Below are 23,037 nucleotides of genomic sequence, written 5' to 3'. Positions count from 1 at the left end.
AGTGCAAAGATAAGCTATTGAAATTTGGCTTCACGCTGCATTAGGAAGACTCCGGCCAATATTTCAGAAAAAAACAAGTAGTTTACGCTTTACATTACTTTCCAGCACTTGATGATAAGACATCTGAAAAAAATATATTGCCGATTTGTCCGATAATTTTATTTTGGACAAATTTTTGTGGATTAGTTTTGTAAATTTATCAAAAATTCGAGAATTCTAAATATGAAAAAAGCGTTAATAATAGTCGATGTACAGAATGATTTTTGTCAAGGCGGTGCATTGGCAGTTCCCGGGGCAAATGAAGTCATCCCTTATATCAATCTCCTGATGGAAGAAAATGAGTATGATCAGATTGTTTTGACTCAAGACTGGCATCCTGCGGGCCATAAAAGCTTTGCCAGCAGCAACGGAAGAAACGTTGGAGAAAGTATTATTTTAAACGGAGTTCCACAATTTATGTGGCCGGATCATTGTGTTCAGGGAACTTTCGGAGCGGAGTTTCATAAGGATCTGAACAGAGATAAGGTAACTCACGTTATTCAGAAAGGAAAAAATATTGAAATAGACAGTTATAGCGGCTTCCAGGATAATAATCACTTCATGAAAACAGGACTGGATGATTTCTTAAAATACCATGAAATTCAATTGGTGGAAATTGTAGGCCTTGCCATGGACTATTGTGTGAAGTTTACAGCTTTAGATGCTGTAGCTAACGGATATATTACATGTCTGCACTTTAATGGTACCCGTGCAGTGAACGTAAAACCGGATAATGGCAGAGACGCCATCTACGAAATGATCGAAAAAGGAGTAACTGTACTCGGATAATCAATATCAGCTGATTATTTATTTTAAAACATCAACAAGCATATGTAAAAGCCCGGAGATCAATCTCCGGGCTTTTACTATAAATGAATATGCATTCAGGATAATTATCTATATTTGAAAGAAACATCCGTAATGAAAAAAATCATTTTATCGGTAATCCTCTTTACAGGAGTAATTTCAAAGGCTCAAAATATAGCGGATGCCCAGTTCAAATATCCGGAATATGATATTGAGAAAATCCAAAACTTATATAAAAATAACACAGCTACCGTAAAGGAGGTTGTTGAAAGCTATCTGAAAAGAATCCATGATATCGACCAAACGGGAGTACAGCTGAATTCTGTCATTACCGTTAATCCTGACGCTGTAAAGATCGCTGATTCTTTAGACCATCTGGAAGCAAAATTTAGAAATAAACCATTATTTGGAATCCCTGTTCTGCTTAAAGATAATATAGATACTCATGATAAAATGCCTAATACAGCAGGCTCTCTGGCATTAAAGAATTCTTTTCCTCTACAAGACAGCTATATCGTCAAGAAACTCAGGGAGGCCGGAGCCGTAATTATAGGAAAAACGAATCTAAGCGAATGGGCCAATTTCAGGGGCGAAAAATCTACAAGCGGATGGAGCGGATTAGGCGGACTGACCAAAAACCCTTATATCCTCAATAGAAATACCTGTGGATCAAGCGCCGGTTCAGGAGCTGCCATATCAGCCAATCTTGGTATCATAGCAATCGGTACCGAAACTAATGGCTCTATCATCTGTCCTTCCAGCATCAATGGAATTGTAGGGTTGAAGCCTACTGTCGGCCTGATTTCCAGACAGGGCATTATTCCTATTTCATTTTCACAGGATACTGCAGGACCGATGGCGAGAACTGTCAGAGACATTGCGATAAGCCTGGGAGCGATGGTGGGTGAAGATAAAAATGACACCAAAACTATTGGAAATACAGCTTTTTCCCATACCGATTACACGAGATTCCTCACTTTAAACGGATTAAAAGGAAAAAGATTCGGATATATAAAAGAAATTACAAAAGGAGCCAGTAAAAAAGTTGACGAATTATTTCTGCAGACTTTAAAAGTTCTGGAAGCTCAGGGGGCAACAATTGTTACCATAGACAATGACTTTATCTCAGATGAAACTCATCAAAAGTCTTTTCAGATTATGGTTAATGAATTTAAAGATGGTTTGAATACATACTTTTCGTCTTTAGGAAAGGATGCCGCTGTCAAAAATATTGATGACTTAATTGCTTTCAATAAAAACAATAAGGAAGAATTGCAATATTTCGGACAGGAATACCTTGAACTTGCCGCTAAAAGCAACGGAATAAATGATAAAGAATATACTAAGAATCTAAAAATAGCGCAGACAGGAAGCCGTGAAAAAGGGATTGACCTTGTCATGAAAAAATATAAACTCGATGCCATTATTTCTCCCGCAACCACTGAAGCCTGGAAAACAAACCTGAAAACAGGAGATCAGTATTCATTTGGCAGCGCAGATGCCGCCGCCATTGCAGGCTACCCAAGTATTACACTGCCGATGGGATATATCGATGGGTTGCCGGTAGGTATTCTGTTTTCGGCCGGAAAATGGGAAGAAGGAAAGCTTATCAATATGGCCTATACTTTTGAGCAAACCAATCCCCAAAGAAAAGTACCTGAATTCTTAACCGGACAGTAAATCAGTTTGCTATATAAAACAAAAGCGCAGAAATTTATTCCTGCGCTTTCTATTTTTAAACTTAAAATATTGGCCTTTATTAAAGCATCTTAAGATTATTTACTTCCAGGTCTGTAAGAATTCTCCAGTGTCCTCTCTTGATGTTTTTCTTCGTTAATCCTGAGAACATTACTCTGTCCAGAGCTTCTACTTCATAACCTAATCTTTGGAATATTCTTCTGATCACACGGTTCCATCCGATATGAATCTCAATTCCGATCTCATTTTTCGGCTTACCTTCAATATATGAGATCTGATCAACAACCGCCAGTCCTTCATCCAGACGGATTCCTTCTGCAATAAGACGTAAATCTTCAGCAGTAAGTTTTTTGTCTAACGTCACATGATAGATTTTTTTAGCATTAAAAGATGGATGCGTTAATTTCTTGGTCATATGTCCGTCATTGGTTAACAAAATAACCCCTGTCGTTGAACGGTCCAGTCTTCCCACAGGGAATAGTCTGTAAGGAGAAGCATTCGCCACAAGATCCATTACGGTTTTTCTTGCCTTATCGTCTTTTGTTGTTGAGATATAACCTTTTGGCTTATTCAAAAGTACATAAACAGGTTTTTCAGGAGTAATACCTTGTCCGTCAAAAACGACTCTGTCTGTTTTCTGAACCTGATAACCCATTTCCGTTACGACTACGCCGTTTACCTCCACAAGTCCCTGAGTAATCAGCTCATCAGCTTCTCTCCTGCTGCAGATTCCCGAGTTGGCAATATACTTATTAAGACGGATGCTGTCTTTATAAACGTCCTTTTCTATTTTATTTAGCCTTCTTTTCTGTACAAAAGATCTTGTTTTATCCTCATTTCTGTCATCTCCACTAGAAGGTCTTCTGCCATATTTCAGACTCCCTCTTTCGTACTTGTCTCTTGTATCAAAGCTTTTTCCACCTCTCTTAGGTTTTCCGAAAGATTTTTTCTCATAGCTCTCACTTTTATTCGTGATATAGGGTTTTCTTTCAGATTTTGAACCGGACTCCTCAACGGAACCTTCAAAACTTCCGGTATTTTTCTTGAATGGTTTCTTTTCAAATTTTGAGTTGGATCCTTTATGTTCCGGGGCTGTTCTTCCTCCGTCTTTAGAAAAAGATTTCTTAAAAGGTTTTGATCCTGAAGAATTTCCAGATCTGGAAGCACGAGAATCATCAGAACTTTTCTTGGTTGAAATTCTTGGTCTCTTTGGTCTGTCTGAATTATTATTATCTCTGCTCATTCTAAAAATTTCTGCAAAGATAGTAATTTAGTTACGAGTTAAAAATTAAGAATCATAACTTTGCAGTATAGTTTACATTTTAACCTTACATATATTTGGAGATGATAACAATATTAAACGATAATTTTTCTCAGTTAAACGACTTTCTTCATGAAAAATCATTCAGTAAAATTTTTATTCTGGTTGATGAGAATACCCATGAATACTGTCTTCCTGTTCTCTTAGGGAATATGGAAACTGATCTGGGGTTTGAAATTTTGGAAATTGAAGCAGGCGAGGAAATGAAAAATATTCAGACAGCCAATCAACTTTGGGAAATTCTTACCGAGATGCAGGCAGACAGAAAAGCACTGGTTATCAACCTTGGAGGCGGTGTGATTACAGATATGGGTGGCTTTGTTGCTTCTACTTATAAAAGAGGAATACAGTTCATCAATATCCCTACTACCCTTTTATCCATGTGTGATGCTTCTATTGGCGGGAAAACAGGAATTGACCTGATGCACTATAAAAATATGGTGGGAACCTTTGCCTTTCCCCAACAGATATTTATTTATCCCCAATTTTTGGAAACATTACCTTTTAAAGAATTAAGAAGTGGATTTGCAGAAATGCTGAAGCACGGACTCATAGCCGATAAAGAACACTGGAACCAACTGACACAGATCCATAAACTGGATGTAGAAACGGTAATCCCTCATATCCAGACTTCTATGAACATCAAACAGGATGTTGTAGAGAAGGATTTCCATGAAAGCAATATCAGAAAAACACTCAACTTCGGACATACGATCGGGCATGCAGTTGAGAGTTTATGCCTGCAGCAAGGCAATCCTATTTTGCATGGTGAAGCCGTTGCCATGGGAATGATTTCCGAAGCTCACCTGGCATACCTGGAAGGTCTTATCACGGAGGAAGATTCAAAGATTATTATTGAAAATATCCAGAGATACTATCCTTACCTTGATATCAGTGACTTCAAAGATGAGGACATCACTGCATTACTTTTAAATGATAAAAAGAATACCGACAGTAAAATCAATTTTTCGCTGCTTTCAGGAATCGGATCATGTATATATGACCATCAATGCAGCCAGAAAAATATTCTGGAATCATTACATTTTTATAGAAAACTCAATGATTTCTAAGTCAGATATTTCTATTTCATAAAACTACAAAAGCCTGATCATTTAAATCAGGCTTTTTATGACTTCCTTTATAAGTTATTTTTCTTTTGAAAAGACAACTCCAACTGCTTTAACCGTTCTTCAAAAAGAGATTGTTTGTACTGTATTTCTCTGTTGACTTGTTTCAATGCTTCATTTTCACGTTCCAATGCCTCAATTTTTTTTGCCAGCTCCTGGGTTGCAGAGATATTCAACATAGATAAAGCATCATAATCTACTGTTCTGAGATCTGATACTTCAGTTCCGTAGACAAAGAGTCTGCCTTTAAGCTTTTTATCCCCTAAATTCACAGTGAGACTATTGGAAGTAGTATTTTGAATTTCCAGAATAATTTCCCCTGTTTCATCATAGATTTTAAGCAATTTATCTTCTTTGGAAATGGCAAATGACTTTTCAACCGTAAGGATATTACCGTTTTGTATTGCCAATTGATAGATATTGGGGATAAAAGTCTTTACACCACTTTTACTGACTGCTTGCGGGTAGACTGTTTCCACCTCCTGAGCAATTACCTTTTTAAATTTTTGTGTACCATACAATGTTTCATCTTTCATGATATAGTCTGTAATACTGAGCTTCTGTAGGGTCACCAAATCTTTTACATTATCTGATTTCCCTATGATATTTTTGATCCTTTTATCTGAAAACAGTGAAGTTTGTGCCACACTCAATTTCCCTACCGAAATGATATTTCCATCTGCATAAATAGAAGTATTGCTATTGAAAGCACCTATATCATTGGTATAATTCGGATAAGTAGTTAAAGTTCCGTCGGATGAACCTGTCTCAGGATTTATTCCGTAATACGTAAGACTTGATGCCGCTAAAGGCCATACAGAGGTCTTCAACCGGATATCGAGCGGGAATTTTGGAGTATCGGTTCCAATACCGATATTTCCGTTCTGGTCAATATTAATCCTTCGGTTGCCATCACCATCAGCGATTATAATATTATTTGAAAGCGAAGCCGGAAGTCCGGTCACATTAGCTCCTATAATGGTGTTTGATTTTCCGGAAACAAGCCCTGCTCCGGCCCGGAAGCCTATAAAAGTATTGTAGTTATTTGTCGTATTCAAATTATATCCTGCAGATCCGCCAATCGCCGTATTTCCCCTACCACCGGGAATCATTCTAAAAGCGTCCCCACCTATTCCTATATTATAGTCTCCAGAGATAAGCTCGCGGAGTGAGCTTGCCCCAATTCCTATATTACCTATGGTACTTTTAGCAGAAAAGAGTGAAAAATAGCCGTTGGCAACATTATTATTTCCGTCGAGATTCGAATATAAAGCCCGGTATCCGTAACCGGTATTCTGTATCCCGGTCTTATTGCTGCTCAAGACTTCTGCCCCTATCGCTGTATTCATGCTTCCTATGGTATTAGAGATTAAATTATTAACGCCTACCGCAGTATTATTAAGTCCTGATGTATTCGCTGTCAGACTGTTGACTCCAAAAATTGTATTCGTAGTATTTAAGACTCCGGATACAATATTATTCCTCTTAAAAATAACATCCACATTATCTGAAGTTCCTATGAAATTCACTCCGTTTACCATCCCTGAATTTCCGGTGAGGCTCCATCCTGTCATGACAATCGGCGTTAAATCATCCAGCACTTTTGTCCATCGTCCTGCGGCTGCACTCCAATAATAGTATCCTGGATGAACATCATTGATATCTTTTGTGTTATAAATCAGTAAAGAATTCGTTCTTGACGGTATTGTCGTAGTATCCAGACTTCCTGTCAACGCAATCCTGGGAATTAAAATCCCTTTGTCAAAACCAGAAACATCAAGTACTGAGGACGGATCAGGTGTCGTGGTATTGATTCCCACCTGGGCTTGCAAAGCAATTTCAAAAAAAAGGAATACCAACAGCTGTGTGCATTTTTTCATGTTGTAGACATTAAGTAATTCTTACAAATTCAATCAATCATTATTGTAAGAGTATCAGGTTATCATTTTATGAGGATGACAAAATTAGTAAAGAAAATAAAGCAAATATTGTTTAAAGATACTTTGTTTCGTCATCTGCATTAAGGTTTTTGAACATTATTATGGGCTGCGCACTATTTCTTACTTTTGTTTTTAACAAAATTGTCAATTTAGAGCTTCTCTAAACAAATGTTTATTTAATTATATATTCGTTTGAAATTCAACAGATTAAATATGAAATAATTTAAACAGAGAGTAGATTTTTTATTGATTTAAGTCATAAAAAATATTTTTGGCAAGTAATTTGAAAGATATTCTGCGTTCAACTAAAAATGTTGAAACAGAGTAAAATTTAAAATTAAGAAAGAGTAAAATTTAAAAAATTAAAGTTATGAAAAAGTTAATTTTAGGATTGGCAGTAACTGCAGGAACATTAGCATTCGCTCAGCAAACACCTTCTTCAGTAGGGGCAGCAACATTTGGTATTAAAGGAGGAATGAACGTATCTTCCCTTTCAAACGGAGCTGATTTGAGTGATTCTAAATCTAAAATCGGTTTTAACGCCGGTGTATTTGCCAACATCCCGCTAGCTAGTTCATTTAGTGTACAACCTGAGGTTATTTATAATGACTTAGGTTCAAAAGTAACAAGAGAGTATTCAATCGTAGGAAATAAATATAAAGATGAATATTCAAGAAATCTGGGATATATTGCAGTACCGGTAATGTTCCAGTACAACGCAACTCCTGAATTTTATCTTGAAGCAGGACCTGAATTTGGATTCTTAGTAAGTGCTAATGATAAATTCAAAAGCTCTACCAACAGCAATACCAGTTCGCAGGTAGCAAGTCTTAATAAAGATGACTTCAAAACATTCAACTTCGGTATCGGTCTTGGTGCAGGATACTATTTCACACAGAACTTAGGAATTACCGCAAGATATACAGCAGGTCTTACTGATATTTATAAAAACAATTCAGGTGATGCTGTTAAAAACAATGTATTCCAGGTAGGATTGGCTTATAAATTTAAATAAGCCACAACGCTCACTAACAAATTTTTATATTCAATAAAAGGTCAGATTACTTATAATCTGATCTTTTTTTATGCAAGAATTTTAAAAACAATTAAAATAAAATATAAATACAAAGCTATGATAATTAGAATTTAATCATATCTGTTAATGTTTGTCATTTACTTTTTTCGCCATAATCTGCTTATTTATATAAAATTATAAAACAACATTATTTCTGGCACGGTGTTTGCTAATAAACAAACTGTTAAATAAAACTTAAAAACTATTAAATAAAAACTTATGAAAAAGATTTTTTTAGGCCTGGCACTCGTAGCAGGTACTTTTACTTTCGCACAAAAAACTTCATCAAATACAGCATCTTCTCCGGTTAGATTTGGATTAAAAGCTGGTCTTAATGTTTCAAGCCTTTCTAACAGTGATACCAATTCAAAAGCTGGATTTTATGGTGGTGTTTTCGCAAACATTCCTGTAGCACAAGACTTCTCTGTACAACCGGAAGTATTATACAGCGGTATGGGTGCTAAAGCGAAAGCTAACAGCGATGTTAAATTGAACATGGATTATATCGCTGTACCGGTAATGTTGCAGTACAATGCACTTCCTAACCTATATGTAGAAGCAGGACCACAATTCAGCTTCCTTGTAAGTGCTAAAGGAAAAGACAACAATGGTTCTGTAGATGTTAAAGACGGTTTCAAAACTTTTGATTTCGGATTAGGTCTTGGAGCAGGATATTACTTTACTCCTAACATCGGAGTTAACGTAAGATATGTTGCAGGATTAACTGACGTTGTTAAGAACAGAATCGGTGGTGATTCTTCTAAAAACGGAGTATTCCAGGTTGGACTGGCTTATAAATTCTAATAAGCTTGTTTTCAATAACAAATTTTATAATTACAGAGAGCCGGATTCTATAATCCGGCTTTTTTGTGTATATTTTTTTTTCTTAATCAACATCTTTGGCAAGAAATTTGTCTATCACTTTAAGATTGTATCCCATTCCGCATTACCATCTTTCAATTCCTGTATTTTATTTATGATGAATACAATTGACATAAATACAATAATTTATTTCTGAACAGGAATATTCCAGATATTTATTTTTGATTAAAAATTTTTAGTTCATCAATGACAAATGGTAGGTAAAGATTTCGTGCTGCAACCCGAGTAAAATACATTTTGATTTCAATAGAAAAAGTCAGGTCTGCTTGTTTAGGCCTGACTTTTTCGCTTTCGTAAAGTATGGCAGGCGGATATATTTACATACATATTCCACCCCAGCCTCTATAGTTTTTAAAACAATTGTGTAAAAATACCGCACGATTGGTATGGGAAAAAGGCAGCTCCTATTAGAAAACTATTATTTGAAATGATTCATTACACTGGATTTCAATCACATAAACATTTTGGCAGAATTTCTTCTTGTTTCAATGATTTTCAAATACAATACAAAATATATTTCCCACTGTATTGAAAATCTGCAAATGCTTATTTATATTGATTACAGATATGATTTTTTTTAAAAAAGAATCATATTAAAATTATACACCTAAAACACGTTATAATTTAAAAATGTTTACGAAACATAAATTTGCATTACATATTTTTTCATAAAAAAAGCTTAAAAGTACAAAAGAAACATCTTTGAAAAACAGCTCTCATAGCCCTGCAGATGAGACTTTTTCGACTTTGGCAAGCTATTTGCAAAATAATTCAAGTCTGATTGATAAATCATACAACAAGCAAATAGTAAAAAAATTAAAAGAATAAAATTATGAAGAAGTTATTTTTAGGATTAGCATTAACTGCTGGTACATTAGCTTTCGCACAGGAAACAACAACGACAACTACTACAACAAAAACGGTAGCTACATCTCCACTAAAAAGCGACGTTCAACCAGTTAGATTTGGTATTAAAGCAGGAGGAAACTCAGCCTACTTCAGTGCACAAAGTTTTGGAATGAACAGCCAAAAGCTAGGATTCCACGCTGGTGCATTCGTAAATATTCCAATCTCTAAACAATTCAGCTTACAGCCAGAGGTATTATATAACCAAATGGGTGCCAGAGCTGTAAACTATTCTACAGAAAACACAGTAGGTTCAGTTACTACTAAAACAAAAGGAGAAGATAAAGTAACTATGAACTATATTTCAGTTCCTTTAATGCTACAAATGAGACCAACAGAGAAATTCTATATTGAGGCAGGACCTGAATTCAGCTATTTCATCAATGGGAAAAACAAAGGTGAATCTACAGTTTCTACTACAACAGGAGGTGTTACTACAACAAGAACAGAATCTCACTCTGAAGATCTTGACAAAGATCAAATCAACAGATTCAACTTCGGTTTAGGATTAGGTCTTGGATATGATATTACTAATAACATCGGTATTAGTGCAAGATATGTAAATAGCTTGACTAAAATTGATAAGAGCAGACCTGCCGCTGAAAACAACAACAGAGTATTCCAGTTGGGTCTGAACTACAAGTTCTAAGTAAAGAAACCAATTTTTTAACTTTAAATGCAGATTTCTGCATGATATAAAATGGCCGGAAGAATTTCTTCCGGCCATTTTTAATTTAAAATATTCTGGGATCATCACTGATCACTCCGTCAGTCCCCATATCTTTCAATTCCTTTAGCCTTTCTTTGGTATTCACTGTCCATGGGATAACTTTCATTCCTGATGCATGGCATTCTCTGACCATTTCCGGAGTAACAAGATGATGTTCCGGGCTGTAAATGGTAGGAGTAAAGCTTAAAAATTTCAAATCTCCTGCTACACCGTTAAGATGATCAGGATATAGCTTGAACTTTTCAAGCGGTATGTTTTTAAAATGCATCTGTTGTTGCGCAAGCTTTTTATCATCTACCTTTTCAACCAGTAAAGCGGTCATTACTCCGGGATATTCTTTGTGAATGATTTCTAATGTTCTGGGATCGAATGACTGGATAATTACGCGGTCCTGGATGTGTTTGTCAGTGATAATTTTCATCATCAGATCTACAAATTCTCTGGGTTCGGGGTGAAAAATATTATCTGAAAACGGACGTGTTTTGGTTTCAATATTATAAAATGGCAATGGTCTTTTCAATTCACGGGCATAAGCCTCACAAGCGTCAATTACCTCGGAAAAAAGGGGTTTTTGCACCTTCATTTTCTTTTGGTCCGGATATCGGTCCAGTTTCTTTAAACCAACGTCAAATGTTTTAATTTTAGCATAGGGCATGTCATAAATCTTATAATAAAATCCTGAATCTTCCGGAATATATGTTCCATCGGGCTTGGTAACCAATTCAGGTGAAAGAAAAGCATCATGAGAAAGAATTACCTTTTTATCCTTTGTGATCGCCAGATCCATTTCCAGGGTGGTGACATTCATTTTTAAAGCGTTTTTCATGGCCGGAATTGTATTCTCCGGATACAGTGATTTGCCGCCACGATGAGCCTGATTATCGAAAGACTGACCTGAATATAACTGAATACCGACAAAACAAATACTTGCTAAGAATGCGTTCTTCATAAACCTAAGATTTTAATCCGGTAAAATTAAAATTTACTTGTGTCCTGTATAATACATGAATATTAAGATTGTGCTATATTTCATAACCTGATAAGCAGGTTCTTTAAAAAGACCATAAAATTTTAAACCGTTAATATTTTTAAGGAATTAGGAAAAGTTAAGTTAGTTCTTGTTGTTGATAGGGCAATATTTCTTCACTCGATCTTCGATATCCTAATTAACAACCTGGCAACAAAAAAAGCCAGACAAATGCCTGGCTCTCTATTTTGATTTAAAAATATTTTAATTGAATAATTCTATCTCCTCTCCTTTTCCTACTGGATATTCTTCTGTAAAACATCCGAAGCAGTGGTTGGCAGATCCTAAAATTTCCTTTAGATTGTCTATGCTTAAAAATTCCAACGAATCAACGCCTAAATAATTTTTAAGCTCTTCTGTAGTCATATTGGCAGAGATCAGATCATCTTTTGAAGGAGTATCGATCCCTAAATAGCAAGGGGCAATAATAGGTGGGGAAACACTTCTGAAGTGGATTTCTTTTACTCCTGCATCTTTCAAGATTTTAACCAATCTCTTTGAGGTTGTTCCACGAACGATAGAGTCATCAATGATAACTACTCTTTTATCTTTCATTTCAGAAATAATCGGGTTCAGCTTCAGGTTGACTACCCTTTCTCTCATTTCCTGGGTAGGGACAATGAAACTTCTTCCAATATATCTGTTTTTGATCAATACAGGACGGAATGGAATTCCTGAAGCTTTAGAAAAACCGATAGCAGCAGGAACTCCCGAGTCAGGAACACCTATTACAAGGTCGGCATCTACCGGAGCCTGTTCCCAGATCTTTTCACCGGACTTTTCTCTGATCTCATATACATTAATGTTTTCTAAAGTAGAGTCGGGTCTTGCAAAGTAGATGTATTCAAAAGAACAGATTCTTTGTTTCCCTTTTGCTTCATCCATCATGTAAGAATTCAGCTTTCCGGGTTCGTTTTCATTCGTATAAATGATCTCTCCAGGAAGGATATCACGTACATATTGAGCTCCTACAGCATCCAGTGCTACAGATTCAGAAGCCACCACATATGATTTCTCATCAATAGCTCCTAAAACCAGCGGACGGATCCCGTTGAAATCTCTGAAGGCGAAGAATTTGTTTCTGGTCATTCCTACTACAGAATAAGCACCTTCAATTTTTTCCATAGTTGCCTTAATTGCACCGCGAAGTCCAAGATCAAGGTTTTTCTGGATCAGTCTTAAGATCACTTCAGAATCGGAAGTTGCCCTGAAAACAACGCCTTCAGCCTCTAATTCTGCTTTTAATTCTTTCGCATTGGTAAGGTTACCGTTGTGCGCTATAGAAAGTATAATCTGGTCATATTCGTTTTTTGCGAAAAATGGCTGGAAATTATATTTCTTTTTATCTCCTGCAGTCGTATAACGGGTGTGACCGATTGCAGAATTTCCCATAAAAGTTTCAGGTTCCTGAATGTCTTTATAAACATCTAAAACCAGGCCTTCATCCTTCATATTGGTAATTCTCCCCTCTTTCAGGACGGAAATACCACAAGCCTCCTGACCTCTGTGCTGCAAAGCAAAAAGCCCGAATTGTGAAAGAGAAAACGTATCCAGATCATTATCTGAATATAATCCGAAAATACCACATTCTTCATTCGGAGCATCCAGTCTTTCCTCTTCCTGAGTTCTGAACAGATTTCTTCCGTAAACCTGGTTTTCAAACTGTTTTAAATATTCACTTTTATGAATGTCTAAACTTTTCATTTCTATTTTTTCTAATTATAGATCTTAGATGTCAGATTTCAGACCTCAGACTAAAAGCTGACTTCACATTTTAATTTTGTTTTTAACTAACAAAGTATTTTCAGTACTAACGTCCGATATCTGAAATCCGGTATCTGAATCTTACTTCTGTAAAAGATTTTTAAGACGGTTGTATATTTCTACATAAGCCTCAGTTACCTCTCCAAGGTCTCTTCTGAATCTGTCTTTGTCAAGCTTCTTCATGGTATCTTTATCCCAAAGTCTGCAGGTATCAGGAGAAATTTCGTCTGCCAGGATGATTTCGCCATCTGAAGTTTTACCTAATTCGATTTTGAAATCTACCAGGATGATATTAATTTTATCAAAAAGGTCAATAAGGATCTCGTTGATGTCTGATGTCAATTCATACATTTCATCAAGCTCCTCGTAAGTAGCTGCTCCCAGGAACACCGCGTGGTGGTCGTTGATAAGCGGATCTCCCAGCTCGTCTTTTTTATAGCAGATATCAAAGATCGTTACCGGAGATTTGATTCCCTCTTCAACCCCTAATCTTTGTGCCATGCTTCCTGCAGAGTAGTTTCTCACGACCATTTCCAAAGGAATGATTGATACTTTTCTTACCAATTGCTCTCTTTCGTCCAATTGCTTAATGAAATGAGTTTTGATTCCTTTTTCATTTAAATATTCAAAAATAAGAGTAGTGATGGCGTTGTTCATTTCCCCTTTCAGGTCAACCTGGCCTTTCTTTTGAGCATTAAATGCTGTAGCATCGTCTTTGAAACGTACTACTACTTCATCAGGATTATCGGTAGCAAATACTTGTTTCGCTTTCCCTTCGTACAACATTTCTTTCTTTTGACTCATAATTTTACTTTCTAAATTGTAGTTAGATTTATTGATTTATTTAATTATTATTCCTGTTAAGACAGCCAGTCCAAAACTCAGCAATGTACCTATCAATACATATTCTGTAAGCTTTCTCTGTTTTGCCTGTGCAAGGTCGCTGAACCTGAAAACAGATTTTGCAGCCACCATGAAACCTACGCCTTCCCAGTGATTCACCATAATAAAGGTGAAAACCAGTAAACGTTCTAAAATTCCGATATATTTTCCGGCACTTGTTAAAGATTCGGTTTGAATAGTGTTGGGACCATCCGGAGAGGGCGTCCAGGATGATAAAAGGAGTTTAATGAAAATAGAAGCTGGCGTTGTCAGAAACAAAGCTGCCATTATGATTTTCAAAAATTCCTGGTTCTGCAGAAAGCTGATATCAAATTCTCCGAAATAAAAAGAAATACCGGCGATCACCAGAACATGCAGTACCTGATCGATAAAGAACCATCTTTTCTTTGTTTTGACATTTTGAAAAGTAAGCTTTGCCGTATCAATAATAAAATGAGAAATACCCACCAGAATTGCTACCCACCAAAGCTGTAAGTCCCAAAGAAAAATAAGGCTTAAAACCGTGTGAATGAGAACGTGAAGGTATAAAAATTTACTTTTTAGTTTATAGTTTTCCTTATCTGCAACCCAAGAGTCTGGCTGAAGAGTAAAATCTCCGAGTAGATGTGCCAATATGAGTTTAATAAAGATCATGCTATAATTCTGAGATTTTCTTTCTAAAATACTGGTTGGTTTCTACGATGAGCTCATAGTTGGCTCGCTTCAGTCTCTGGCTTATCGAGGACTGTGAAATAGTAAATTTCTTGGCAAGGTCTTCTTGGGTGATATCCTGATTCATAATCATTTCATGGATAATCTCTGAGGTGGCCATCGTCCAGTTATCAAAATCTTTCGATGACCATTTCAGAAGGATATTAAGATCTCTGTCTACAGCCTCATTCGATGTTTTAATCGCAACGGTATGACCATCATTTTTCAGGTCGTTCAGTAACCTTCCGGAATTTACATAGGCAGTCCCGTTGGACTCGGTAATTTTTTCGGAAGAAAAACTCTCTTCACCAATACCTATGGCCATTCTTACATCTAAATTTTCCTGACTTTTAATAAGAGATTTTATGGCTAGAAACCGCCAGAAAACGTCATCAATATTGCATTTGAACTGAAATTCATCACCCCTGTAAATTTCCCATGTGTGAGGAACGCTCCCCCATTTTTCGAGAAGATTTTTAAGTCTGGTAATCCAAACCTCAGTATCCGCATGCTGTGAATTTATAATATCACCGGTAATGACCGCTATCATACTGCAAATATAAGCATAATTACTTATAAATAAAAAATATAAGCAGAAACACTTATAGATATTAATTATTAGTGAATCTGCTTATATCAATATTGTAGTAATCATAAGGTTTCTAAGACGTTATGTCAAATGTAAAAATTATGAAAAAGTAAAATAGAGTGAAAAATTTTCATGATAAATTGAATATTAATTCAACTTTTTTAATGATTTTTTGTCTGAGGAGCTGCTTCCTGCTATCCGCTCATACTCCTCTCTCCTTTCTTTTCCTGCTGCCAGCGGTGGGGGAACCGCTGCTATCAGGGCTAATTTCAACCTTGCCAGGATCTCAAGTCCCGGCAAGGTTAAGACTAGGATCTCTAAAAAAATATAAAACCTAACAGGTTTCAAAAACCTGTTAGGTTGGGTATCATTAAGATATGAGTTTTATGTATTTTTTACTATTTTTTTATAAATTGTTGAGTATGCTCGTCCAGCCTTAAGATATAAGTTCCTGTTGGAATTCCCTGTACAGAAATTTCTTTCTTGTGTCTGAACGGATCTTTCTCTGTAAAGATCACTTTTCCCGAAAAATCAATAATTTGGGCTATTTTTATCTTTTCAGTATCTCCGTTTACAAAAAGACGATCATATACCGGATTGGGATATATTCCTAACTTTTTATCTTTTGATGCAATAAATTCCGTAGTGGAAAGTGTTCCTAGATTCTGGCAGTAATCTATGGGATAAGCATCCCATTCATTAATATTAAATGTATTGGTAGGCTGGCTGATAGTAGACTTTCTGTATAAAGAAACATCTTTAAGATTCGTGGAATTATTTTGTCCTACGACACCTAATGCATCTACTGTAGTAGACTTATACCTTAATTCAAGATAATTATATCCATAAAATGTCATTTGAGGAGCCGCTGTTACAAATTTTGCCTGTCCGTTAGCAAAACATGAGAAAGCAGCAGAAGGGTTTATCACCACAAATGTTTCATTATTTTGAATGGTACCCTCCATTTCAAATGGAGCTGGAAAATAAAGGCTGTTATTTTGTCCTTGTAATTGAATAGACAATCTGTAATTATTCAAATCTACAGGGTGTCCTGTTTTATTGGTGATTTCAAGAGCTTTGTTCTCATTGGTTGATCCTTCCAGGTATTTCGAAATATATAGATCCTTAGCGTAAATATCAGTAGCCAGTGTGGTTACTGATACTGGATTACTCTCAGAAGATTGAAGATATCCATTGTCATATGCTTTTACAGTGTAATTATAGGTTGTTGAGGGGGTCAGATGATCAATACTGATAGAATTTCTTTTTGTAGAAGCTACTAAAGTACCGTTCTGGTACACCTGATATCCAATAACATCAGCATCAGGACTTGGAGCCCAGCTTAAGTTTGTGAAATAAGCGCTTGTCTGAGTAGAAGTAAGATTGGAAGGCGCTTGAGGAGCAATAACATCCGGTGTTTGGTTCCAGATTACATCTACCCATCCTGGATTGTCTATAAAAGGATTTCTGTTTTTCTGAAGGGCATAAACCGCGTTGTTTCTGTTGATTTCTCTTAATGAAACAGGATCCTGCTGGTGCCATTGAATTAACATGGCAAGATAAGCCGGATCCATAGCTCTTTCTTCAGTTCCGTCAAATGGGTTGGTGTCTAAGGTAGGATTAGCATTAGCTGTATATTTAAAAGTTCCCAACTTTCCTTCATACCTTAACGCAAAATAAAGTATGGACCTTGCCACATCGCCTTTAAATTCGTCAATAGGTTCATATACATATCCTGTATAGGCCAAGTTGGGAATAGCGCTCTTCCCTATTTTAGAAGTATTGGTAAAGGTAGCCAGAATGTTAGCCGGAACTGTACTGGCAATTCCATAAGGATAATTGCTCCTCATCTGATTGATTTTAGCATCAGTAGGAATTACATAGAACAGATCCGAATACATGGGATAGTTACTGTAGAATGTACTTTGAGGCATCATATGCTCTCTGTTGTATCCTGTACCCTCTGCGCTGCCACCCCCTAATTGACTGCTGGTATACTCATACGCATCCGGGCCGTTCGGTATTTCAGAATAAATATCCAAAAGAAAACTGGTATTGTCTGCCGGAGTATGGTCATAGTAAACATCGAGATCTGTTTGGTTATAAAGATTGGGAAGATGAGTACTGTAATGCCAGCTTATAGATTTTTCAGAAATAATATCATGCAGCTTGGATTTTAGGGCATAACCGGTTAATCCGGCAGTGCCATTATAATATCCGGCAGGAGCCTGAGCTGCCATATAAGAAGAAATAAAAATAACAGGAAGTAGAATTTTTTCATGCCTTAAAAATTGGACCTCTAAAATATTAAAATAAAAACACTTTAGAAGAGAATGTTTTATTAAGAAACTATTATTTTTTAGAATATAAAAAACTAGCAATTATCATATTAAGGTATAAAATATTATGAATAAAATAATTTTTTAGCATTCCGCCAATTTAATTATCTTTGAGAACTAACTATTATCTATATGAATACAGAGACTATTGACAACATCAAAATGATAGCGGAGACAGCTAGAGAATTTGCAGAAAAGAATATCCGTCCGAATATTATGGAATGGGATGAGAGCCAGACATTTCCAAAAGACCTATTTCACCAGTTGGGAGAAATGGGATTTATGGGCGTCGTAGTTCCTGAGCAATATGGAGGTTCCGGTTTGGGATATCATGAATATGTTACAATTCTTGATGAAATTTCTCAGGTAGATCCGTCAATTGGACTTTCTGTAGCAGCACACAACTCGCTTTGTACAAATCATATTTATGAATTCGGTAATGAAGAGCAAAGAAACAAATGGCTTCCTCAGCTGGCTTCCGGGAAAGTAATCGGAGCCTGGGGATTAACGGAACATAATACAGGTTCGGATTCAGGAGGTATGTCTACCACAGCCGTAAAAGACGGCGATGACTGGATCATCAACGGTGCTAAAAATTTTATTACGCATGCTATTTCAGGAGATATTGCTGTAGTCATGACAAGAACAGGAGAAAAAGGAGCAAAAAACAATTCTACAGCTTTTGTTTTAGAAAAAGGAATGCCGGGCTTTACTTCCGGAAAGAAAGAAAATAAACTCGGAATGCGTGCCTCAGAAACAGCTGAACTTATTTTTGATAATGTCCGTGTACCGGATTCTCATCGTTTAGGTGAAGTAGGTGAAGGTTTCAAACAAGCAATGAAAATTTTGGACGGAGGGAGAATTTCTATCGCTGCCTTAAGTTTAGGTACAGCAAGAGGTGCTTACAAAGCTGCTTTAAAATATGCTAAAGAAAGACATCAGTTTGGAAAAGCAATCTCTGAATTCCAGGCAATCAACTTTATGCTGGCGGATATGGCCACAGAAATTGATGCTGCGGAACTTCTGATTCAAAGAGCTGCTACCTTAAAAAATGCTAAGCAGAAAATGACAAAAGAAGGTGCCATGGCAAAATTATATGCTTCTGAGGCTTGTGTAAGAATTGCCAACAATGCGGTTCAGATCTTCGGAGGATATGGATATACAAAAGATTTCCCTGCTGAAAAATTCTACAGAGATTCTAAGCTTTGTACTATCGGAGAAGGAACTTCTGAAATCCAGAGACTGGTGATCGGAAGAGATATTACTAAATAATCTTAATCTCTCTATACAAATGATTAAACAGGCACTTTTAGGTGAGTTTCTGCATGAAGCGGAAAACACCAGGAAAATTTTAAAAGCAATCCCTGACAGCGCTTTAGACTGGAAACCATCTGAAAAGAACTGGACTACCGGTCAGCTGGCCTCTCATATTGCAGAAGTATACAATTGGTATGAGCCCACTTTCAATCAGGATACCTTTGATATGGGTTTATATGTGTATGACAAAGGGGATATTTCCAAAGCTGAAAATATTCTTGCAAAATTTGAAGAAAATGTCGCCAAGGCACAAAAAGTGCTTGAAGATTCTGATGAAAATACATACTTTAACGAATGGAAAATGGTGATGAACGGAAATATTCTTTTTCCTCCCTCTCCTAAAGTACAGGTTATAAGAGGTTTTCTTTACAATCATTTGTATCATCACAGAGGAGAGCTGGTAGTATATTTGCGATCAACCGGGAATACAGTTCCGGGACTTTATGGCCCTACTGCGGATGATAGAATCTAATTTTGGATGATAAAAAAACTAAGCTGTTTCATTTTGAAGCAGCTTTTTTTAGCATCAAATCAAGCACTTCTGCAATGCAACACAATATTATAATGCTAATTTTAGCAGTGATATTTTAATTATTTCATAAATATTATTGTCTCATTTTAATAAATTACTAACAATATCCATCAATTTTATTTTTATTGAAATTAAAATCCAATTTAGGTTTTTCAGTTTTCTTGTGTTAATAAGCTTTTTCAATTACATTCAATGTATTGCATAATATTTTAAAGCGGCATTCTAAATTATTCTTAAAAAATTATGTTTTTCGTAACGTATTTTTCATTAGTTTTGGTATTCCACAACCAAAATTTACATTTAATATGAAAAAACAATTAACCCTGATTGGGATGCTCCTCATTACGGGCGTTTCTTTCGCACAGACTGACCGTCTTTGGTCTGAAAACTCCAGAAAAAGCTCAGCAGAGATCTTTGAAAACAAATCCGGCATTACAAACCCTAAGGTTTACAGCCTGAACATCAACGGATTAAAAAGCGCTCTTGCTAAAGCTCCAAAAAGATTGGCAGTGGGCGAAAAATCAGAACTCATCATTTCTTTTCCAAATTCTGATGGCAGAATGGAAAACTTTAAGGTGAGAGAGAATTCCAACTTTGCTCCCGAGCTGGCAGCAAAATATCCGGACATCAAATCTTATGTAGGCCAAGGCCTGGATGATCCGAACTCTACGGTATATTTCAGTATTTCATCATTAGGTTTATCTTCTATGGAGATCTACGGCGACAAATCAGCAGTATTTATCGAACCTTATTCAAAAGACCTTTCAACCTATGTGGTTTATAAAAAATCAGATAAGAAAGAAGATCTTAACAAATTTGAATGTACTGTAATTGATGCAGCTCAAAAAGGAGTAAGCAATTCAAGTCTTGCAGCAAGGCCTAACGCAGATGACGCAAAATTAAGAACTTTCAGACTGGCTCTTTCTTGTACCGGAGAATATACAACGTACTTTGGAGGAACAAAAGCTCAGGCTTTAGCCGCTATGAACAATACCATGACCCGTGTAAATGGTGTTTTTGAAAAAGATTTTGCAGCGAGAATGGTTCTTATCGCTAACAATGATGCTGTTGTATATACTAATGCTTCCACTGACCCTTATTCTCCATCATCAGGAATGAGCAACTGGAATTCACAGCTTCAAAGCACCCTAACGTCTGTAATCGGAGAAGCCAATTATGATATCGGACACCTGTTTGGTGCATCAGGAGGCGGAGGAAATGCAGGCTGTATCGGATGTATCTGTACCAACGGATCTAAAGGAAGCGGTTACACCTCTCCTGCCGATGCTATTCCATCAGGAGATAACTTTGATATTGATTATGTAGCCCATGAAATGGGCCATCAATTTGGAGGAAACCACACTTTTTCTATGAGTAATGAAGGTACGGGAGCTAATATGGAACCGGGATCCGGATCCACTATCATGGGATATGCGGGAATTACAAGTCAGGATGTTCAGCCGCACTCAGATGCATTCTTTCATGCCATAAGCATCCAGCAGATCACCAATAATATCAAGGCTAAAACCTGCTCCGTTAACACCAATACAGGAAATTCAATTCCTACCGCAAATGCAGGTTTAGACTATACAATCCCTAAGGGGACTCCATTCGTATTAACCGGAACAGGTACTGACGCTGACGGAGATTCTTTAACTTATATCTGGGAACAGATGGACAATGCTTCCTCTTCTCAGACAGGAGCAAGCTCGGCAGCAAGTGCTACAAAAGCCTCAGGACCTAACTTCAGATCATGGACTCCGACAACGGTACCGGTAAGATATTTCCCGAGAATGGCTTCTGTATTAACAGGCGCTACTACTACGGCAGGTTCAGAAATCACAGTTGAGGCTCTTTCTTCGGTAGCCAGAACGTTGAATTTCAGATTTACCGTTCGTGATAATAAGGCAGGAGGCTCAGGAAATAATTCTGATGATGCGGTAATCACAGTAAATAGCACTGCAGGTCCATTTGCAGTAACTTCACAAAACTCAGCAACTACCTACACAGGAGGCAGTTCCCAGAATGTAACCTGGGATGTTGCCGGAACTACCGCTAACGGAGTCAATACCGCAAATGTAGATATTCTATGGTCTACAGACAGCGGAAATACATGGACTACCCTACTGGCAGGAACTCCAAACGATGGTTCACAAGCAGTAACCATTCCCAATGCTACAACGACAACAGGTAGAATTATGGTGAAAGGCTCCAATCACATTTTCTTCGATGTTAATAATGCCAATATCAGTGTCAACGCAGGATCAGGAACCCCTGACACGGTTGCGCCTACTCCACCTACCCTTGCCGCTTCGGGAACTACAGCTACCACAACGAATCTTTCCTGGTCAGGGGCTACAGACAATGTAGGGGTTACAGGATACGATGTGTATCAGGGGTCATCTTTGATAGGCTCTACAGCTTCTACTGCCTACACCGTGACTTCATTAAGTCCGGCTACGACTTATTCTTTCACTGTTAAAGCCAAAGATGCAGCTGGAAATGCTTCTGTTGCCAGCAATACAGTGACTGTAACAACCCTTTCAGGAGGAACGGTGACTTACTGCTCTTCTTCAGCATCCAACACGGCTGACGAAAGAATCGGAAATGTGAAATTCGGAACGATCAATAATACTTCAACAGGAACAGCTGGTTATGAAGACTTTACTTCGGTTTCCACGAATGTTACCAGAGGTACGGCATATGCCCTTTCCATCACACCAGTCTGGACTTCTACAAAATATAGTGAAGCATATGCTGTTTACATTGACTACAATGGTAACGGAAGCTTTGCTGACAGTGGTGAACTGGTTTGGTCAAAAGCAGGATCAACAACTTCTCCTGTTACAGGATCTGTTACCATTCCGTCAACAGCAACTATCGGCTCTACGAGAATGAGAGTGATGATGAAGTACAGTTCTATTCCTACGTCATCTTGCGAAGCATATACTTACGGGCAGGTAGAAGATTACACTCTTAATATCGTTTCTTCAGGAAAAGGTGACCTGACTAATACAAAAGATCTGATCACTGATATTAAGCTATATCCTAATCCTGTAAAAGATATCTTATACATTTCCAATACAACCTCAGAGGATTATAAAATCTTCGACATGGGAGGAAAACTTATTGACTCAGGAAAACTTCAGAGAAGTTCTGTGAATGTAAGTGGTCTTGTTAAAGGTGCTTATATGATTCAGGTCGGAGAAAGTGCTAAAAGATTTGTAAAGAATTAGGAACTTTAAATTTAAACGATGTGAAGGCTGCCCGTACGAGGGCAGCTTTTTTTTGTAAGTTGACAATTTAAAAAAACTGTAGTTTCAGCGTGATCTATATTTAATTTTCTTCTTA

General features: G+C 36.9%; 18 protein-coding genes. 9 read left to right on the top strand and 9 right to left on the bottom strand.

The window, feature by feature from the left end:
* Window positions 1-222: 222 nt before the first annotated feature.
* Both pncA and H3Z85_18780 read left to right on the top strand, forming a co-directional pair.
* Window positions 223-828 (top strand): bifunctional nicotinamidase/pyrazinamidase, encoded by a 606-nt coding sequence (gene pncA / locus H3Z85_18785; protein ID QPQ51330.1) that lies wholly within the window; start codon window positions 223-225, stop codon window positions 826-828.
* Between the two features lie 132 nt (window positions 829-960).
* Entirely contained in the window at window positions 961-2,526 is a 1,566-nt protein-coding gene (locus tag H3Z85_18780) for an amidase (protein QPQ51329.1), read from the top strand.
* A gap of 79 nt (window positions 2,527-2,605) precedes the next feature.
* On the opposite strand, the gene H3Z85_18775 is transcribed toward H3Z85_18780, so the two are convergent.
* Complete coding sequence (locus tag H3Z85_18775) at window positions 2,606-3,520, bottom strand: rRNA pseudouridine synthase (protein ID QPQ53947.1); 915 nt, start codon at window positions 3,518-3,520, stop codon at window positions 2,606-2,608.
* 368 nt (window positions 3,521-3,888) lie between these two features.
* Here H3Z85_18775 and aroB point away from each other — a divergent pair, with 368 nt between their 5' ends.
* A complete protein-coding gene (gene aroB, locus H3Z85_18770) occupies window positions 3,889-4,935 on the top strand; it encodes a 3-dehydroquinate synthase (protein QPQ51328.1) in 1,047 nt (348 codons plus the stop codon).
* A 68-nt stretch (window positions 4,936-5,003) separates the two neighbouring features.
* Here the strand turns inward: aroB and H3Z85_18765 are convergent, their stop codons facing one another.
* The gene (locus tag H3Z85_18765) at window positions 5,004-6,872 is read right to left on the bottom strand and encodes a hypothetical protein (GenBank protein ID QPQ51327.1); all 1,869 of its coding nucleotides are present in this window, start codon (window positions 6,870-6,872) and stop codon (window positions 5,004-5,006) included.
* Between the two features lie 430 nt (window positions 6,873-7,302).
* On the opposite strand from H3Z85_18765, the gene H3Z85_18760 reads away from it, so the two are divergent.
* From H3Z85_18760 to H3Z85_18750, 3 genes are all read left to right on the top strand, one after another.
* Window positions 7,303-7,947, top strand: a complete 645-nt coding sequence (locus H3Z85_18760; GenBank protein QPQ51326.1) for a PorT family protein — start codon at window positions 7,303-7,305, stop codon at window positions 7,945-7,947.
* A 279-nt stretch (window positions 7,948-8,226) separates the two neighbouring features.
* Window positions 8,227-8,811 carry a PorT family protein gene (locus tag H3Z85_18755; GenBank protein ID QPQ51325.1) on the top strand — a complete coding sequence of 195 codons (585 nt, stop codon included), beginning with the start codon at window positions 8,227-8,229 and terminating at the stop codon, window positions 8,809-8,811.
* Window positions 8,812-9,721: 910 nt separating this feature from the next.
* The gene (locus H3Z85_18750; GenBank protein QPQ51324.1) at window positions 9,722-10,444 is read left to right on the top strand and encodes a PorT family protein; all 723 of its coding nucleotides are present in this window, start codon (window positions 9,722-9,724) and stop codon (window positions 10,442-10,444) included.
* Between the two features lie 85 nt (window positions 10,445-10,529).
* Here H3Z85_18750 and H3Z85_18745 read toward each other — a convergent pair whose 3' ends face one another.
* The 7 genes from H3Z85_18745 to H3Z85_18715 all read right to left on the bottom strand — a co-directional run bounded on the left by H3Z85_18745 (window position 10,530) and on the right by H3Z85_18715 (window position 17,738).
* On the bottom strand, window positions 10,530-11,474 hold the full coding sequence (locus tag H3Z85_18745; protein ID QPQ51323.1) for a glycerophosphodiester phosphodiesterase: 945 nt from the start codon (window positions 11,472-11,474) through the stop codon (window positions 10,530-10,532).
* A gap of 282 nt (window positions 11,475-11,756) precedes the next feature.
* The gene (locus tag H3Z85_18740) at window positions 11,757-13,256 is read right to left on the bottom strand and encodes an amidophosphoribosyltransferase (protein QPQ51322.1); all 1,500 of its coding nucleotides are present in this window, start codon (window positions 13,254-13,256) and stop codon (window positions 11,757-11,759) included.
* 141 nt (window positions 13,257-13,397) lie between these two features.
* The gene (locus tag H3Z85_18735; protein QPQ51321.1) at window positions 13,398-14,120 is read right to left on the bottom strand and encodes a phosphoribosylaminoimidazolesuccinocarboxamide synthase; all 723 of its coding nucleotides are present in this window, start codon (window positions 14,118-14,120) and stop codon (window positions 13,398-13,400) included.
* Between the two features lie 36 nt (window positions 14,121-14,156).
* A complete protein-coding gene (locus H3Z85_18730) occupies window positions 14,157-14,852 on the bottom strand; it encodes a DUF3307 domain-containing protein (protein QPQ51320.1) in 696 nt (231 codons plus the stop codon).
* Window position 14,853: 1 nt separating this feature from the next.
* Window positions 14,854-15,459 (bottom strand): MarR family transcriptional regulator, encoded by a 606-nt coding sequence (locus H3Z85_18725; GenBank protein ID QPQ51319.1) that lies wholly within the window; start codon window positions 15,457-15,459, stop codon window positions 14,854-14,856.
* Window positions 15,460-15,645: 186 nt separating this feature from the next.
* Complete coding sequence (locus H3Z85_18720) at window positions 15,646-15,846, bottom strand: hypothetical protein (GenBank protein ID QPQ51318.1); 201 nt, start codon at window positions 15,844-15,846, stop codon at window positions 15,646-15,648.
* A 50-nt stretch (window positions 15,847-15,896) separates the two neighbouring features.
* Window positions 15,897-17,738 (bottom strand): endonuclease, encoded by a 1,842-nt coding sequence (locus H3Z85_18715; GenBank protein ID QPQ51317.1) that lies wholly within the window; start codon window positions 17,736-17,738, stop codon window positions 15,897-15,899.
* A 231-nt stretch (window positions 17,739-17,969) separates the two neighbouring features.
* Between H3Z85_18715 and H3Z85_18710 the strand changes: the two genes are divergently transcribed.
* From H3Z85_18710 to H3Z85_18700, 3 genes are all read left to right on the top strand, one after another.
* A complete protein-coding gene (locus H3Z85_18710; GenBank protein QPQ51316.1) occupies window positions 17,970-19,109 on the top strand; it encodes an acyl-CoA dehydrogenase family protein in 1,140 nt (379 codons plus the stop codon).
* 19 nt (window positions 19,110-19,128) lie between these two features.
* The gene (locus H3Z85_18705) at window positions 19,129-19,626 is read left to right on the top strand and encodes a DinB family protein (protein QPQ51315.1); all 498 of its coding nucleotides are present in this window, start codon (window positions 19,129-19,131) and stop codon (window positions 19,624-19,626) included.
* Between the two features lie 365 nt (window positions 19,627-19,991).
* Window positions 19,992-22,922 carry a T9SS type A sorting domain-containing protein gene (locus H3Z85_18700; GenBank protein QPQ51314.1) on the top strand — a complete coding sequence of 977 codons (2,931 nt, stop codon included), beginning with the start codon at window positions 19,992-19,994 and terminating at the stop codon, window positions 22,920-22,922.
* Window positions 22,923-23,037: the final 115 nt, after the last annotated feature.

Source organism: Chryseobacterium indologenes (genome assembly GCA_016025055.1).
GTDB lineage: Bacteria > Bacteroidota > Bacteroidia > Flavobacteriales > Weeksellaceae > Chryseobacterium > Chryseobacterium indologenes.
Note: the sequence above shows the minus strand (reverse complement) of the source record. Positions and strands in the feature narration are given on the sequence as shown.